Annotated in this window: 17 protein-coding genes and 1 pseudogene; 12 read left to right on the plus strand and 6 right to left on the minus strand. The window is 32.5% G+C overall.

The window, feature by feature from the left end:
- Positions 1 to 9 precede the first annotated feature (9 nt).
- Positions 10 to 744 (minus strand): YqcI/YcgG family protein, encoded by a 735-nt coding sequence (locus AN959_RS15145; protein WP_056831860.1) that lies wholly within the window; start codon positions 742 to 744, stop codon positions 10 to 12.
- Positions 745 to 913: 169 nt separating this feature from the next.
- Here AN959_RS15145 and AN959_RS15150 point away from each other — a divergent pair, with 169 nt between their 5' ends.
- The 7 genes and pseudogenes from AN959_RS15150 (at position 914) to AN959_RS15175 (ending at position 5,719) form a co-directional block, all read left to right on the plus strand.
- Entirely contained in the window at positions 914 to 1,768 is an 855-nt protein-coding gene (locus tag AN959_RS15150; RefSeq protein ID WP_056831862.1) for a dimethylarginine dimethylaminohydrolase family protein, read from the plus strand.
- Between the two features lie 517 nt (positions 1,769 to 2,285).
- Positions 2,286 to 2,552 (plus strand): CPCC family cysteine-rich protein, encoded by a 267-nt coding sequence (locus tag AN959_RS15155; protein WP_056831863.1) that lies wholly within the window; start codon positions 2,286 to 2,288, stop codon positions 2,550 to 2,552.
- A gap of 29 nt (positions 2,553 to 2,581) precedes the next feature.
- Positions 2,582 to 2,899, plus strand: a complete 318-nt coding sequence (locus tag AN959_RS15160) for a hypothetical protein (protein ID WP_056831865.1) — start codon at positions 2,582 to 2,584, stop codon at positions 2,897 to 2,899.
- Positions 2,900 to 2,984: 85 nt separating this feature from the next.
- A pseudogene (locus AN959_RS20770) lies at positions 2,985 to 3,107 on the plus strand (class I SAM-dependent methyltransferase); the annotation flags it as partial.
- Between the two features lie 237 nt (positions 3,108 to 3,344).
- Complete coding sequence (locus AN959_RS15165; RefSeq protein ID WP_056831867.1) at positions 3,345 to 3,956, plus strand: CPBP family intramembrane glutamic endopeptidase; 612 nt, start codon at positions 3,345 to 3,347, stop codon at positions 3,954 to 3,956.
- A 592-nt stretch (positions 3,957 to 4,548) separates the two neighbouring features.
- A complete protein-coding gene (locus AN959_RS15170) occupies positions 4,549 to 4,857 on the plus strand; it encodes a hypothetical protein (protein WP_056831869.1) in 309 nt (102 codons plus the stop codon).
- Between the two features lie 226 nt (positions 4,858 to 5,083).
- Positions 5,084 to 5,719, plus strand: a complete 636-nt coding sequence (locus AN959_RS15175; protein WP_056831871.1) for a LysE family translocator — start codon at positions 5,084 to 5,086, stop codon at positions 5,717 to 5,719.
- A gap of 116 nt (positions 5,720 to 5,835) precedes the next feature.
- Here AN959_RS15175 and hpaB read toward each other — a convergent pair whose 3' ends face one another.
- Positions 5,836 to 7,287: a 4-hydroxyphenylacetate 3-monooxygenase, oxygenase component gene (hpaB, locus tag AN959_RS15180; RefSeq protein ID WP_056831873.1), complete on the minus strand. Its 1,452-nt coding sequence runs from the start codon at positions 7,285 to 7,287 to the stop codon at positions 5,836 to 5,838.
- Between the two features lie 215 nt (positions 7,288 to 7,502).
- Between hpaB and AN959_RS15185 the strand changes: the two genes are divergently transcribed.
- The 3 genes from AN959_RS15185 to AN959_RS15195 all read left to right on the plus strand — a co-directional run bounded on the left by AN959_RS15185 (position 7,503) and on the right by AN959_RS15195 (position 9,341).
- A complete protein-coding gene (locus AN959_RS15185) occupies positions 7,503 to 8,081 on the plus strand; it encodes a DnaD domain protein (RefSeq protein ID WP_056831875.1) in 579 nt (192 codons plus the stop codon).
- Between the two features lie 162 nt (positions 8,082 to 8,243).
- On the plus strand, positions 8,244 to 8,537 hold the full coding sequence (locus AN959_RS15190; RefSeq protein ID WP_053589006.1) for a hypothetical protein: 294 nt from the start codon (positions 8,244 to 8,246) through the stop codon (positions 8,535 to 8,537).
- Between the two features lie 486 nt (positions 8,538 to 9,023).
- A complete protein-coding gene (locus AN959_RS15195) occupies positions 9,024 to 9,341 on the plus strand; it encodes a hypothetical protein (RefSeq protein ID WP_056831877.1) in 318 nt (105 codons plus the stop codon).
- A 286-nt stretch (positions 9,342 to 9,627) separates the two neighbouring features.
- Here AN959_RS15195 and AN959_RS15200 read toward each other — a convergent pair whose 3' ends face one another.
- The 3 genes from AN959_RS15200 to AN959_RS15210 are packed head-to-tail and all read right to left on the minus strand — an operon-like array spanning position 9,628 to position 13,393.
- Positions 9,628 to 10,755 carry a Ger(x)C family spore germination protein gene (locus AN959_RS15200; RefSeq protein ID WP_056831879.1) on the minus strand — a complete coding sequence of 376 codons (1,128 nt, stop codon included), beginning with the start codon at positions 10,753 to 10,755 and terminating at the stop codon, positions 9,628 to 9,630.
- Complete coding sequence (locus AN959_RS15205; protein WP_056831881.1) at positions 10,752 to 11,864, minus strand: GerAB/ArcD/ProY family transporter; 1,113 nt, start codon at positions 11,862 to 11,864, stop codon at positions 10,752 to 10,754. Before AN959_RS15205 ends, AN959_RS15200 begins: the two co-directional genes overlap by 4 nt.
- Before the next feature lie 5 nt (positions 11,865 to 11,869).
- Positions 11,870 to 13,393, minus strand: a complete 1,524-nt coding sequence (locus tag AN959_RS15210; RefSeq protein ID WP_056831884.1) for a spore germination protein — start codon at positions 13,391 to 13,393, stop codon at positions 11,870 to 11,872.
- 484 nt (positions 13,394 to 13,877) lie between these two features.
- On the opposite strand from AN959_RS15210, the gene AN959_RS15215 reads away from it, so the two are divergent.
- Positions 13,878 to 14,795, plus strand: coding sequence for an MBL fold metallo-hydrolase (locus AN959_RS15215; protein WP_082461021.1), 918 nt, complete (start codon positions 13,878 to 13,880; stop codon positions 14,793 to 14,795).
- A gap of 88 nt (positions 14,796 to 14,883) precedes the next feature.
- The gene (locus tag AN959_RS15220; protein WP_056831888.1) at positions 14,884 to 15,261 is read left to right on the plus strand and encodes a hypothetical protein; all 378 of its coding nucleotides are present in this window, start codon (positions 14,884 to 14,886) and stop codon (positions 15,259 to 15,261) included.
- Between the two features lie 107 nt (positions 15,262 to 15,368).
- Here AN959_RS15220 and AN959_RS15225 read toward each other — a convergent pair whose 3' ends face one another.
- A complete protein-coding gene (locus AN959_RS15225; protein ID WP_056832112.1) occupies positions 15,369 to 15,521 on the minus strand; it encodes a DUF4083 family protein in 153 nt (50 codons plus the stop codon).
- Positions 15,522 to 15,524: the final 3 nt, after the last annotated feature.

Consider the following 15,524-nt stretch of genomic DNA (forward strand, 5'->3'; position numbering starts at 1 on the left):
GGACTTGATTTATGCTTGTGATTTATGGTGGAATGGACATTTTCCTTGAATTGGCTCAATATCATCACCAATAAAGAATTGCTTCCATTCATTATGCGTCGGGTCGCCGAAGTGACCGATATCTGGATGTTTAGGCAGCTGATCCCAAGCTTCTACACGTTTACGAACTTTTTCACGTGACATTATGCCACCTTTTTCAGTTCCTTCTAATCCTTCAAATATTTTGCGAGGCTGGAATCCAAGAACCATCGCATTTCCTAAATGACGTGTCTTTCGCTTCTTATATGCAGGAGCATTTCCGAACACGAAGATTGGCTCTCCATTGAATCGGAAATCCCATAAATAGTGTTCAGGGTCGCGAGGGCTGTCTTCCGGCCATTCAACTTCATCGACCTCATGTAAGTATTGGAGAATCTCCCAAAATTGCTTTCGATAATCTGCGAGAGAACCCTCTTGCTCAAAAGGCTCTACAAATACAAAAAGACCGTGTCTCTTATAGTTTGGTAGTTTAAATAAATCTAGAAAGCCTTCTAGTGCAAGCGGTAGATTACTCCAGTCGTCTTGATTGATATATGCATAGCGGAGCTCGCCTTTCAGTTCGCCACTCATTCCAAAAAAACATGGAAACGTTTTATCCGTTACCGTGTTATGAAAGGTTTCGTATTCTTTATAGAGCCATCTCGGCAAGTCTTTTCTAGTATGAAAATCTTCTTTTGTTAATAAAGCTCGTTCCTTCGTAATCATACAATCGCCTCCACTATCTTTATTCACACATCTCGTTATGTCTAGTCTTTACCCCATCCTAAATTTCCTGAAACAACGAAGTTCAAATGAAAAAAATTCACAAATAGGTTATGAAATGAAAAATCAAGGGAATAAAAAAGGAATGAATTAAGAAATTGGAGGATGACTTATGGTGAAAACAATTCAAAATCAATCTCAAATACATTGTCAAAGTGAATATGGAACACTTCAAAAAGTCGTATTATGTGAACCTCAATACATGGAAATTAAAGAAGTGATTAATGATGTTCAAAAAAAATATATAAATGATAATATTGACCGTTCACTTGCAATTTCGCAGCATCAGATATTTGAACAAACATTACGGAATGAAGGTGTAGAAGTGATTAAACTACGACCAAGTAAAGACCACCCTGAACAAGTCTTCACTAGAGATATTGGTTTTACTTTGGGTAATCGTTTATTTATTTCCGAAATGGCGAATCCGATTCGTAAGGGCGAAGAGGAAGTATTAGCTCATTGGATGAATGAACATGACATTTCGTTTAAGAAGCTTTCAACGCATCCCATTGAAGGTGGAGATGTGATTGTAGATGGCAAGCGTGTATTTATTGGAATTAGCCATCGTACATGTATGAAAGCTATTCAAGCTTTGCAAAATGAATTACCTGATTTTGAGATTCTACCTATTCCTTTTAAACCAAATTATTTGCATCTAGACTGTGTGTTCAATATTCTTTCCAAAAAAGATGCGTTGATTTATCCTGATGCGCTCGATCCAAAAATCGTGGACCGTTTATCGAGCATGTATCATTTAATCGAAGTGAGCGAAAGTGAGCAGTTCTCAATGGGTACGAATGTGTTGTCTATTGGTCATAATCGAGTGTTTAGTTTACCAATAAATCGTGACGTGAATCATCAGCTGAGACAGCATGGATATCAAGTGTTGGAGGTCGATTTCTCGGAAATCATTAAATCAGGTGGATCATTCCGATGTTGTTCAATGCCAATTGTGCGCCATTAAGAAAAAAGTCAATAGCATCTTTATAGGAGACTATGCTATTTTATGCAATGAAAAACCCTTTAGAATTTGTTCTAAAGGGTTTTTCTGATTATTTATTCCGTTTTCTTGCTATTAATACAGTACCTATGTACCTTTAAGAATCGACATAATTACACAAATTTAGATTTAGAGAAAAACTGTCACAGGGGTAGTAAAATATAATGATAAAGTACATTTGTCTGCAATTGTGAATGATCAAAATAACAAAACAAAGGTAATGGAGGAATTGCTCAATTAACATAACCTTTTAAAAGAGAAACTAAATTGAAAATATTAAATCAGAAGCTGAATTTATAATCAAAAATGGAATAACAAATCCAAAAGTATATTACACTAATCGTTAATTTTATATTAAACAAACGGTGCTTCACTTGAAGAGCGTTGAGCTGCTTACCTGGCTCTATTTCATTGAAGTAAAAGAGAAGGTTAGTTGAACAAGAAAGTATGGTAAAATCAAAAAAATTATTGAGGTGATTGTATGAAATACACTTGTCCTTGCTGTGGCTATAAAACATTAGATGAAGAAACGCCAAACACTTATGAAATTTGTGAAATATGTTTTTGGGAAGATGATGGTGTTCAATTTAGAGACGCTGATTATGAAGGTGGGGCAAATGATGTTTCGTTAAGACAAGCACAACTAAACTACATTATATTTGGGGCATGCCAAGAAGGCTCAATCGAATTTGTGAGAAAGCCGAACGAGAAAGATGTAGTAGACCCTGATTGGAAACAGTTAATTTAGAGTGTTATTAAGCCTAGGAGGAGTACATCGTGAGAAATAAAAAAATACTCGGTTTATCTTTTTTATTTATAAGTTTGCTATTCTTTGCCGGTTGTTCCGATTATCAAGAAGACTTCACTTTCACAGGAACTGTTGAGGAGATAGTTGTTGAAGATAAAATACTGGTAATGAAAGAATACGATGCATCTGAAAGTAGAAAAGAAGGAAATGTATATGAAATCCCAGTTGACAAAGTTGAAAGTTACAACGTCGGACAAAAACTGGAAGTAACAGTCTTTTCCAATATTGATGTAGATGTTTGGGATTTGGACCATATGAAATTCGAAATAGAGGCAATTGATAACTAAACTCTCTTATTGATCTACCGGGATAGGTTAGTTGAAGAAGGTATTACAACATTCAATCAAGAATTTGATGTAAGGGGTGAAAACATTGACTAGAATTGAATTTATTCGAAATGAAGAGAAGAAATATCACGATTATTGTCACGATAACTATATATTATTTGAAGAAGGTTCTTGGTTATACAAACCTGTAAAAACGGTAACTGGGTTGCGTATGCAACTCTTTATTCTTATTGAACTAACGTAGCAGTTTAGTTGAAGAAGGATATTTCTGTATCCATATAGAATTAGATACAAACTGAATGATAATCTGAGAGAGTACATTAAAAGTAGTTCCTTTTATTTTATTCAACTAAAGGGGGGAGTCTAAAAATATTCTAGTAATAGAGAGATAATTAGGACAGGAGAGTTAAAACTGGTAAATATAAAAAAAATATGTTTAATTGCAATGATAGTTATGACTGCTGTTTCATTTGCAAATTTTTTAGGATTTAGTATTGCTGGGATATCAGTTATTATTGGTATTGCGTTTTTCTTTATTAATAGTAATTTGGAAAAAAATGTTTCTACTGACACTGGACTAAATGCAAAATCAATAGGAACGTGTCTGAAAAACAAAACAATTTATTTTTGGATTGTTTTACCACTGATTTTGAATGTTGTTTGTATTGTGTTGGCAAAATTAATTTTGCCCGAATACATAGAACATCTTTATGGAAGAACGGAGTTTGTTGTTTTGTTAGATAAGATAATGTTTCTCGTCTTCCAGCTTGCTATTTTAGCATTGGGTGAAGAAATTGCGTGGAGGGCTTTTTTTCAAAAGCAATTGAGTAAAGCACTACCAATAATACCTACTTTAATTGTTACATCCATAATATTTGCATTTGCTCACATTGTGGAGGGGAGTAGTATTGTAGTCGCTTATGATATTTTCTTTATCTTTATAAATAGTGTTTTATATGGTGTGATATTTTATAAAACAAACAATGCGTGGATAAGTGCTATTTCGCATTTTATTGCGAATTTATTTAGTATTATTGTAATTTCATTTTTGTTGTGAAAGTGACTTTGAGATCATTTTGCTAGTCATATTCTTAAAACATTACGAATGGTTTATAAAGTGCAATATTAACAATCGGAGGGCGTTGATCCAAGAAGGGATTGAGGCTCTTTTTGTTGAACTTATTGAACTAATGGGACAGGTTTGTTGTATAAGTTTTTTAAATAAACTATCAAAATACAGAAAAAAATAATATCGCTTATAAAGGAGTATTAAAATGAATCAAACAAAAAATGAAGTGAATGTAATTTTCTTTGATGCTGGTGGTGTTCTTTATGGTGGAAAACCTGATAAAAGAATCATTTAAAGTAACTAATGGCATGCCTCAATATATTGGGATATATCTGGAATACTGAGGAGGAAGTAGTTATTATATGGTAGATATTACAGGGGATAATATAAATAAAATTACTAGTTAATTAAGGTTAAATTTTTTTATATAAGCCATAAAGGAGGGGTAGCTATTTTCCGGATCAATAGTAGAAATTTATCGTTATTGATTTATTTTTGTTTAATAACAATACTTTTACTTTTAACACTGAAAACCAACTTCAATTTGACTGGTTATAATTACTACTTGAATGAAACATCGATGATACTAACGATTGAAGAAGGGTTTGTAAAAAAAGAAAAGTACAATGTGCAAGGTACTGCAATTCAAGCTATAAAAGTTATGTTACCAATTAACCAAGCAAATGAGATGTGGAAACTTAACATTTATATACTCTCGCTTTTTATAACAGTCTTTTTTGTATTATTTTTGAAACCATTGAGACCGAAGAAAAACTTGAAAATGTATATTGCATTATATTTTTTATTCCTTATCACCTTTATTATTTGGGATATATACGTTCACAAAGAAATAATTGAAGAAATAACAAATACTATAAATAGTTTATAAAGATAGGATGACATTTGTTAGAAAATAAACACTTATATAATGATGCGAAATATGTATGTAGCCAGTTAGTTATTTTCTTGTTCAACTAACGGGACAGGTTAGTTATACAAGAAGATATAACCCCTTGAATAGATTGAATATTATTACATTTAGTAATATAATAGTAGAATCAAACGGAGAATAAAACGGAAAAATAAAAGAAAGTAAAAGTTAATGAGGGTTTTATTTGTTTGTGCTATTTTTGACATATGTTTTACTTGGACTTTCTATTGCTCTACCTATTGGTACAGTTACAATAGAAATGACAAAACAAGGTCTTAAAAACGGATTTATGCATGGATGGATTGTCGGTCTTGGAGGAATGACGATTGATTTAGGTTTGATTTTACTTCTTTATTTCGGCTTAGCTTCTGTACTATCCATGCCCATCGTTCAAATTACGTTGTGGTTGGTAGGTGCTTTATTCTTATTTTTTATTGGCTATGATAGCATAAAAACTGCTGACCATAATATCTCAGTAGCAGGAGAAAAGTCAACAAAATCACTGAAGTCTTCTTACTTTAATGGGTTACTTGTAGCTATATCACCTGGTAATTTAGTCTTTTGGGTAAGTATTTTTGGTACAGTATTAGCGGACTCGTTTGATTCATCAAATACCTTTAAATTCCTTATTGTTGGTGCAGGAATACTTACAGGAATTCTTATTCATGACATAGTTTTAATGACAATTGTTGCAGGTACGAGAAAGGTACTAAATCCTACATATATCAAATGGGTTTCTATTTTAACTGGACTTGTATTAATAGGATTTGGTATAAAATTTCTTTTTGAATTTTATAAAAGTATTCAAGGAGCTTTTTAATGAAAGAATAAGTGTTATAGGAGATATTTTCACCAAAAACATGGACAATTTTTTGTAATAAAGAAGGACCATTCCTCATTTAAGGAATGGTCCTTTAAGTCAATAATAAATTACTGTTACTCTTCATTTTTTAAATTTAAGAAATTACTAATTACCTTTACATATTCATTTTTGGGATATTTCTTATATAAATCACTAGCTAATCGAATTGGGTCACCAAAAAAGTATCGCTCATATTGGGTTTGTCTTGTTCCGAATGCACTCATTGTTAGATCCCAAGCTAAACGAAATATTTTTACACGTTCCTCTGCGGTCTTAGTTGCTCCTTGAAGATAAAAATCTAAGTCATTTCTAACAATAGAATGGAATGCTTTTTCGGTTGGCAATGTAATCATTCCACTAGCTCCAATTAACTGGATAATTTCAGTGAAACGAGGATAAATTTTAGGAAAAATGTTACCAGCAACTTGAAGCGGGAAAATTTCTGGACGCATATATCCCCATTCATCTAATTTTGCGTTATTCTCTGATTTTTCTAACAAGGCTTTCATCGTCTCAAGACCAATGATGATTTCTGACATCTTTTCTTGAATATGTTGATACTCGCTAATATTAATCGTTTCGATAAGAAGCTCAGCAATACCTAAGATAAACTCTGTTTTTACAATTTGTCTAATCAATACTTGGTGCTTAGTAAAAGGATGGAATGAGCTTTGAATTGGGAATTCTTCAGCTACTTCTGCATTGTTGTAATAAAATACTCTATTCCAAGGTACTAACACATTGTCAAAGACAACGATAGAATCCATTTCTTCGAACCGCGAACTTAATGGATGATTAAAAGAAGATTGTCCGCCGATGAACGTGTCTCTACAAATAAACTTTAATCCTTTTGTGTTAGATGGGATCGAAAAAGCAAAAGCTTCATCTTCATTAAATAGAAATTTACCTACGCTAAATACTAATACTTCATCTGTTAATCCACCTTGTGTAGCAAGAAGGCGGGCACCTTTAACGATAATTCCTTCTTCATTTTGATCAATTACTTTTGCTGCGATTGGCTCATCCGTATTTTCATAGTAGATATAAGAACGATTCACTTGTGGAGAAATAAAGGTATGTGCAAACGACAGATCATTTTCCCTAGCAAATTCATAAAATGCTTGCAGATTGTTTGGAAAACATTTGTCCTTATTATTTAAAAAGGATACGGAAGAGGCGAAGCTCATTAAAACAGTGTTCAAATAATCTGGGCTTCTTCCCATGATTCCCCCTGAATACCTAGCCCAATGTTCAATCATCTTTCGTCTTCTTATTAAGTCCTCTTTCGTTTTTGGTTGCAAATAGGAAAGACCAATAAGCTCTCCTGATACTGGGGAAATAAAAGTCATCTCATCTTTTATTTTTGGGTCATGTTGCAAATCATAAAGATTCGATTTGGACTGAATTAATCCCTTGAAGACAGGTTGTTCAGATAGCAACCCCTCCATTTTTTCACCGTCGTACCAAATTTCATTATTTAGCTGATTTAATCTGTTAATGAAATCTTTTCCATTAATAGCCCCCATGTTGCACTCCCCACTTTAATCGATATTTATATAAAATTATTCGATTATAGCTGTATTAACAAGTTAAGCCGTCAAATATCTATAGCTATTACTATAATCAATTTATGTAACTAGAGCATGCTATTATTACTTCGTCAACTAACGGAGCAGGTTAGTTTCAATAAGAGGATTTACTGGATTATGAAAAAATACAACTGGATTAAAGGAGGAAAGGAATGACCAAAGATAAAAAACGAGATAAAAAAATATACCGCATAGCAAACGAAGAACGATATGAAGAAGTAATGGAAATGACAACAGAAGCATGGAATGCAAAACTTGAAGAAAAAAATAAGGTTAAAACAGGGAAGATAATAGATAAAAAAAGAAGGAAAAAAGAACAAGGGAAAGTAATACATGGGACGACACCAGAAGAACGATTTCAAGAAATAAACGGAATGACAATAGAGGAATGGCACGAAGAACAATTCAAAGCTAAAATGGGAATGACAACCAATGATTGGTATATAAAACAGGTTAAATCCTCATCACCAATTGACTATTTTAAAATACAGAACAGTACAATTACAGAGGAAGATGTAAAGCTTGTTAAGGATTTGCAGGAGTTAGGATTAAATGATGACGTGATAAATGTTTTACTAAGTTACGTTGTAGTTGTTAGTAAAATTGGTCTCATACACCCATTGATTAAAGAAATGGGTGAATATTGGATCGAAGAAAATATATTAACTGTTGAGAAGGCAATTGTCTTTGTTAGGGAAGAACATAAGAAGTACAAAGAGTCCTCAGAGTAATAATTATTAAATGGGACTTGTAATCTATCAGTGAACCAAATTTGATGAAAAAACTTATTTATTCATTAAAGAAGATGGAAGTGCATTAAGATAGATCAAATGTTACAATTAATGTAAAAAAAACCATTTTAGTTAAAGAGGATATATAAATAGGGGGAATATATGTTTTTAGTCTTTATTTTAGTCTTGATATGTATCGTTATGTTTGTCAGTGCAATTATTTTATATCCTATATTTTATTTTTTGCCAATTGAGAAAAGAAAGGGAACGAATCAATTTTTCCTTGTGGTATTAATTGGATCATCCATAACTATTCTTGTATTAAGTCCTTTTATGATGATAGGGGCAATGTATGTGCTGTTAATTTTTTCTATAATAGTGGCTTCGTTTTCGTTGATAGGTTATTTATATTCTAAAACAAAATCTGAAAAAGAAACTAAAGCTGATGTTAGTTAAATAACTGTTCTTTTTAAACTAGCGGCTATGTTGACCAAAGAAGCGGTAACAATTTTTTAGATCTAGGTGATAGAAAGAGGATATTATGTATAAAATAAATTTNATTATATTTTGTATTTTATTTGTTTCTCCGTAAACTTAAAAAAATTATTACGGTAATCTATGAAATGATTTTATTAATAATGTTACATTATATTATCATTGCTCAACGAGATTATATATTTGAGGAATTATCTTGGCGTGCATATGTATTGATTATATTGTTGTTGATTGGTTATTTTGCATTTGGTAGAGATTTGTATTCATTGGTAAAAACAAATAATAAAACATTTAAGGAAAAGTGATTATTTTTATTCCTATAGGAATAGCATACAGCCATTCTTCCTTTTTTAGTTTTAGAAGATAAACCCGGGGATGTTATTAACCTTATAGTTAATCCAAATACTAAAGGTCTTTATATTTGTGAAAAAAATGGGGGACAAATAAGTGTATGTAAAAATTTATCAATATAATATCCAAAAAGATAAAGAAGAAGAGTATTTATACATGCAGCAAAAGGCGACTGCAATATATGAGAGATATTTAGATGTACATATTATGTTTTTAAAAAGTCAAGAAGATGTCACTAAATGGGTAGAGATTGCTAGATATAAAGATGAAGAAGATTACATAAAAAGTATAAATATCATTACTCATGAAAAAGAAATAAAAGAGCTGTTCGCGTTATTCCAGACTTTTTTGGTTGCTGATAAGAGTGAGGTCCAAGAAGAGAACTTTATAGAAAGAATAGTGAAAAAGATGTAAAATACTTACTTTATTAGTTTAAACTTTTATTGAATTAAAAGGACAGGATTTAGTGAACGGAACAACTATCCTCACAGGAAATTCAGATATACAAGACCCTAAAAGTTCATATCAAAGGGTTAAGAATATGTAGACATCTACTTTCTTAATAGACGTTCTGTAGGAGGAGTCTTTTAAGAAGAAACCACCAACCTACATAGAGGATGATGGTTTTCTTGTTAATAGATGTACTGCTGTTTTTCTTTGGACTTAAAGGGCAGATAATTTCCTTTGATTTTTAATCCGATTATTCAAATACTCCGTTTCTAAGTATCGTAAAATCTACTTTGATATTTACTTTCATTTCTTTAAACAACTCGTGCCACTTTTCTTGAGTAAGTTTAGAGTTTCTAACAGAGCTTCTATATGATTCCCCAAAACCAAAAACATCTGAATTAATTTTTTGTCCGTATTTTATTACTCTTGACATTTCACGAGATAAATTCTTACTTATAGCTTGTTCAAGTTCTGCCACTATTTTCGGGTCTCCTATGTTTAGATCTGACTTAATTTCTAATAATCTTCCTTTAATGGTAATGTGCAAGTCGAATTCAGGAGTATTCGAATTAACTAGTTTCAATTTTCTGTTCGTCTTAACTGTATCAAATGCTAAAGGAATCTCACTAACAGTATTCTTCCTTAAAGAAGTTGGAATATCTTCTTCTTGTAACTTAGTTTCAAAAATTCCATGTTCGTAATTTTCTCTTATCATCTTTACATAAAAACTATCTTCAGCGGAGAGTCTGCCTGCCATATTACCATCTTTAAAGAGAGCTATTCCCGATATTTCAACGAATTCCTCCTCTTTTTTGATAATTGGCATAACAATGTTTCTACCGGATGAATAATAATCACGTGCTACTTCATGAAGGGTCGATGAAATCATGTGTTCAGATTCAATGTTTTGTGCTAATAATCTAAATATATGTTGACCAATATCCTCGATATTTTCATATTGATATTCAAGTAAGGAGGTCATTGGACCTTCGACGACTGCCATATAAATACCATTACTAACACTAGGGTTTTCTAAGTGTAAATCAATGTAATGATGAATATCATTCTTTGCTAGCTCTTCGCTGAATAAAACAACTCTCATTTGACCGACCATAATTTTTTTGGATAGCTTGCGATTGGTTTTTGCACGTGCACCTTTACTTGTTTCGTCTTCAGTGGTAACAACTTCAACATTACTTTGAAATTCTGGATTTACTTCACGAATAACTGCGGTAGTTTTCATTTTATTATCTTCACTGCCCAAATCATAGCCCACTAAAGTGGTTAACCCAACTCTATCGAGAATATTTGTCTCTGCACACCCGACCAAAGTAATGAATAAAAGCAGTGTAATAATATAGAAGCTCAACTTTTTCATTCATCTTGCTCCTTTTTTGTTGTGAATTTCTTTTTCACCACAGCGACCAAGTATAAGAAAATAGGGTAGACAAATACAATATAAAAAGCTACTTTGGCAAACTGATTGTTAATCGTGTTGATTTGAATTCTACTTTGAACAACTAAAGTGCCTATAAGAATAATAAAGGAAAACAACCAAACGAATTTATTTCCACTTATTTTTACTATACGTGTGACACCTCTATAAGCAGCCCATAGGTAAAGACATAGGTTCGGTATAATGATCAACATCCAGTAACAAACCGCAGCAAATTCAAAACGTTCAATAAATGGAAAACTGATAAAACTAAATAGGGTTAAAGTTGCCCAAACTGTTTTAAGCAACTTTCCTTCGCTATAGTATGTAAGCGAAACCAACATAACGGAAAGATAAACAAATGTAGTGGCTAATAAAGCTAAATGAGCATGCTTCTTAACCTTTTCTTTTTCCTTTATATAAGGATAAATAATATTAAGAATTTCGAATCCAATAATAGTGAAAGTCATGGAACGTGCTCCATTTAAAATAGAACTAATTTTTGTTTCCAAAATGGGCAAAAGGTTAGCAGCTGTTGAAAATTCAAGAGGGAATATCAACATTGGGAGAAGCCATATAGACAGTATAATGCTAAAAAAAGAAACTCCCACAATTACTCGGAGTCCACCCGTAAAGGCGTAAATTATGATTAACAGCAACGTGGAGGAAATGAACCACGTACTTAAACCCGGAAAAATCCATGTATGAATTACTTCAATATAGTTTCGCAGTATGGAAAAGAATGCCATGGCACAATAAAAAATATAGGTAGCATTCAATAAATTTCCAATAAACTTCCCAAAAACATCTTGATGGATTCCATAGAGGTCATTGGAACCGTACAATTCTAACGTTTTTATCATGAAAAAAACGACAATATGTGTGGCGAATCCTGCAATAAGAACAGAAATCCAAGAATCATGTCTTGCATCTTGATAAACAATACGTTGAAAACCCTGTATCCCAACACCAATTTGAGCGCTATGAATAACAAAGAAAAGTAAATAAGCATTAAGCATATCTTTAGGACTGACTTGTATGGAACTTTTCATTCATTTCACCTTTTTTCAGGATTTATAGGCTCTGGATCGAATTTTTCTGTATCCTCTGCTCTTGTACTGGTAGGCCTTTTGGATGTAAATGGTATAGGCATACGGATAATACTATCTCTCCAGTCTTTTAAACGAGGAGGATAGAAAGGTGCAGTATATGGAGTACCCAAGCTAGATTGACGTAAAAGATGAATGAGGATAAAACAAAAAGCTAGCATTATACCAATAAATCCCCAAAATCCTGCTAATATTATTATTGGGAATCTAAGGACTCTAATAACATTACCCATCATGTAACTAGGAGTTGTAAAAGATGCCAATGCACTTAATGCAATAATAATGATTAATATATTACTGGTAATTCCAGCTTGTACAGCTGCAGTTCCAATGACAATACCACCAACTATACCAATTGTTTGCCCAATCTTTGTCGGAAGTCGCCCGCCAGCTTCTCTTAGTAATTCAATAATAAGTTCTAACAATAATGCTTCAAATATGGGAGGGAAGGGTACCAAAGCTCTTGACTCACTTAGTGGAACCAAAAATGCTTGCGGAATAACTTCGTAATGAAAAGTCAATGCAGCAACGTATATTGGAGTCAAAAAAATGGATAAAAAGACGGCACTAAACCTTAATAATCGTAAAAAAGTTGCAATTTGCCATCTAAGATTTTGATCCTCTCTACTTTGAAAGAACTCTATAAACGATTGAGGGCAAATGATTGCCATGGAACTACCATCAACAATGACTCCTACTTTTCCGATTACTAGTGAATCGCAAAACCTATCAGGTCTTTCAGTAAGAAGCATTTGAGGAAAGATTGACATTGAATTATCATCAATCATTTCTGCTAGAACTGCACTATCTATTAATGCATCTAATTCGAGGCTTGTAATTCTCTGTCTTAACGAATTGATTATATGATCTGAGGCTATTCCATTCATGTATAGTAGAGTAACTGTTGTGTTTGTACGTTTGCCAATTTTGAATTTTTCCAAACTAAGATCTGGACTCACTATGTATCTTCGGACAAGAGATACATTTGTAGAAAGGCTTTCATTGAATCCGACTTGAGAACCAATTACTTGAGATTCATTTTCCGGTGCTGATAAACTTCGCGACTCCCTTTTAGCGATAGTTGCTAGTACAACTTGAGAGTGTCCTTCAACATGAATCAGTACTGTTCCATTCATCATTGAAAGTATAGCTTCATCAAAATGATTTGTCATTTTTACTTCAGGTATGGATAGATTAGCTTTAATGCTTACTGGTGAATCTAACTTTTTTTGGTATAAGTCTCGAATGATATGTTCATTTAATGTCTGACCATCTACAAGATTATCTATATAAACGATCACAACATTGGGAGGAATATCTTTTACAATCAAATCTGATGGATTGTTTGTTACCTCTCTTATCTCTTGTATAAATACATTCTTTGAGGGAGAAATCGTTTCTAATCTGGTTTCTGTTACTTTCCCTTTTTCGATCGAAGGCTTCTTATTTACGAAAGGTAGTTTAAATTTCATGTCGGCGATTATTCTCCTCTCATTTTTAACTTCATATATAGGATAGGTATTAGTAATAGTATCTATACTTACTACTTAAGATTTCGGATTTTTCATATAAAAAAATCCTGTTCTCATACACTTCCAGACAGTAAGGTACAGGTGGATACTTGAAATATACCTTTAATAATGTAAAAAGACTTATCACTCTTGAATTAAAGTTGTTTTGTTAAAGATAAATGATAGTTGAACTGCATTTTATAAAAGGAAATCTAGACAATTGTTATTACAATTGCTAAATAATATGTATTAAAACTAACTTGGAGATTAGTTCAATAAGGAGGTATTTTTGAGAGTTTGTTGAAGTAGTAATTGTATGAAATCTTATTTGCAAATTAATTGAGCGAACGTTCGCTCATAATTGTTTAGACATTGATTTAAGGAGGAATAGCATCTGAAAAAGTCCAGCATTATTTTCTTTGAAAGACAATTTCCAAGTGCAAACATGATTCTTATTAAGGATGAGCACCCCATCCTTATTGATACTGGTTTTGGAAGTGAAGTGAAAGATACAGAAAAATTAATTAAAGAAGCAGGTGTTTCTCCTAAAGAATTACACCTTATTGTGAATACGCACTACCATAGTGACCATGTAGGAGGTAATTTTCATCTTCAAAAGAATTATGGTGTGCCAATTGCTACTCATAAATGGGAAGCCGATTTAATTAATTTTTGTGACCCTGAAGCCTGTAGTGCAGAATGGTTAGATCAGCCTGTAGAACCTTATCGAGTAGATAGGAAGCTTGCTGATAACGATGAGATTAATACTGGAAGTAGAACCTTGAAGGTCTTGCACACACCGGGACATACGTTAGGGCATATTTCTTTATTTGAACCCGAAGAAGAGATATTAATATGCGGGGATCTCTTTCACCAAAATGATATTGGATGGTTAAATATCTTTCGAGAGGGAGTTACATCTATTCAAAGATCTTTAGAAAGTTTGGAACGATTGTCCACGCTCCGGATAAAGCAGGCATATTCAGGACATGGTCCTCAAATAGAGAATCCTCAAGCTGCCATTGAAACAGCAAGGAAACGGTTTGAAAAGTGGCTTAAGATGCCAGAAAAAGTTTCTTGGCATGCCTGCAAGAGGATTTTTTCATTTACATTAATCATTAAAAACGGATTAGCGAAAGAAGAAATCAATAGCTACCTACTTAATTGTGGTTGGTTTCAAGATTATGCGCGCTACTCTTTCCAACTTCAGCCTATAGAATTTATTCAAATTCTGCTCGATGAAATGATTCGTTCCGGAGCTGCAATCTGGCACGATAATCACTTAATCGCCACAGCCCCTTACCATGCACCGGAAAAGGAATGGATGGATAAAAATATAAAACCAAAAGAATGGAAAATATAAGATTTTCTTATACATTTAAAGGACAAATTACCAAAACAATTTGTGAAATACATTTATAGTTAAAATTATTTTTAAGGGGGAGATTACTATGCCGTTAAAAGTAGGAGATATAATTACGTTTGAACGGGCTTTTACAATAAGGGATGTTGAATTATTTACAGAAATTTCAGGTGATGAAGGTATTCATCATAGAACCTTAGATGAACAGGGAAGACTTGTAATTCAAGGCTTATTAACTGCAACGCTACCAACAAAAATTGGTGGAGATAACAATGTACTGGCGCGTACAATGAATTTTGAGTTTATAAGACCTGTGTATACAGGGGATATAATAATTTGCGAAGTTAAAATTGAAAAATACGAAAGGCAAGAAAATAATAGAACAACTATTATTGCATCCTTTTTATGTAAAAATCAGCATGAAAAAGAAGTATTAAAAGGAAATTTTGCAGGTGTAATTCTTTAAAATTTTTAAACTTTTTTTTTGCTAACAAAGGATAATTAAATAACACATTGGTTAAATCCAATGTGTTTTAAGTATGTTTATTTAAACTATCCCTAAAGTGCAGCGTCTTATGAATTTGAACGATCTTTTTCTAGCAAATAAATGATTTTATCTAGTTTTGTTTCAATTTCTTTAGAATGAATATTACGCAGGCTTGAATTTATTAATAGTCTTCGTATTAACAATGAGAAAGAAATTACACCTAACAAAATTAAAAAAATAGG

The sequence above is a fragment of the Psychrobacillus sp. FJAT-21963 genome (genome assembly GCF_001420585.1).
Taxonomy (GTDB): Bacteria; Bacillota; Bacilli; order Bacillales_A; family Planococcaceae; genus Psychrobacillus.

Excerpts from the sequence above, each read along its gene's own strand:
- AN959_RS15145 (WP_056831860.1), bottom strand. The coding sequence starts at position 744 with ATGATTACGAAGGAACGAGCTTTATTAACAAAAGAAGATTTTCATACT.
- AN959_RS15165 (WP_056831867.1), top strand. The coding sequence starts at position 3,345 with ATGATAGTTATGACTGCTGTTTCATTTGCAAATTTTTTAGGATTTAGT.
- hpaB (WP_056831873.1), bottom strand. The coding sequence starts at position 7,287 with ATGGGGGCTATTAATGGAAAAGATTTCATTAACAGATTAAATCAGCTA.
- AN959_RS15200 (WP_056831879.1), bottom strand. The coding sequence starts at position 10,755 with ATGAAAAAGTTGAGCTTCTATATTATTACACTGCTTTTATTCATTACT.
- AN959_RS15220 (WP_056831888.1), top strand. The coding sequence starts at position 14,884 with ATGCCGTTAAAAGTAGGAGATATAATTACGTTTGAACGGGCTTTTACA.
- AN959_RS15185 (WP_056831875.1), top strand. The coding sequence starts at position 7,503 with ATGACCAAAGATAAAAAACGAGATAAAAAAATATACCGCATAGCAAAC.
- AN959_RS15170 (WP_056831869.1), top strand. The coding sequence starts at position 4,549 with ATGATACTAACGATTGAAGAAGGGTTTGTAAAAAAAGAAAAGTACAAT.
- AN959_RS15205 (WP_056831881.1), bottom strand. The coding sequence starts at position 11,864 with ATGAAAAGTTCCATACAAGTCAGTCCTAAAGATATGCTTAATGCTTAT.
- AN959_RS15190 (WP_053589006.1), top strand. The coding sequence starts at position 8,244 with ATGTTTTTAGTCTTTATTTTAGTCTTGATATGTATCGTTATGTTTGTC.
- AN959_RS15155 (WP_056831863.1), top strand. The coding sequence starts at position 2,286 with ATGAAATACACTTGTCCTTGCTGTGGCTATAAAACATTAGATGAAGAA.
- AN959_RS15215 (WP_082461021.1), top strand. The coding sequence starts at position 13,878 with ATGATTCTTATTAAGGATGAGCACCCCATCCTTATTGATACTGGTTTT.
- AN959_RS15210 (WP_056831884.1), bottom strand. The coding sequence starts at position 13,393 with ATGAAATTTAAACTACCTTTCGTAAATAAGAAGCCTTCGATCGAAAAA.
- AN959_RS15150 (WP_056831862.1), top strand. The coding sequence starts at position 914 with ATGGTGAAAACAATTCAAAATCAATCTCAAATACATTGTCAAAGTGAA.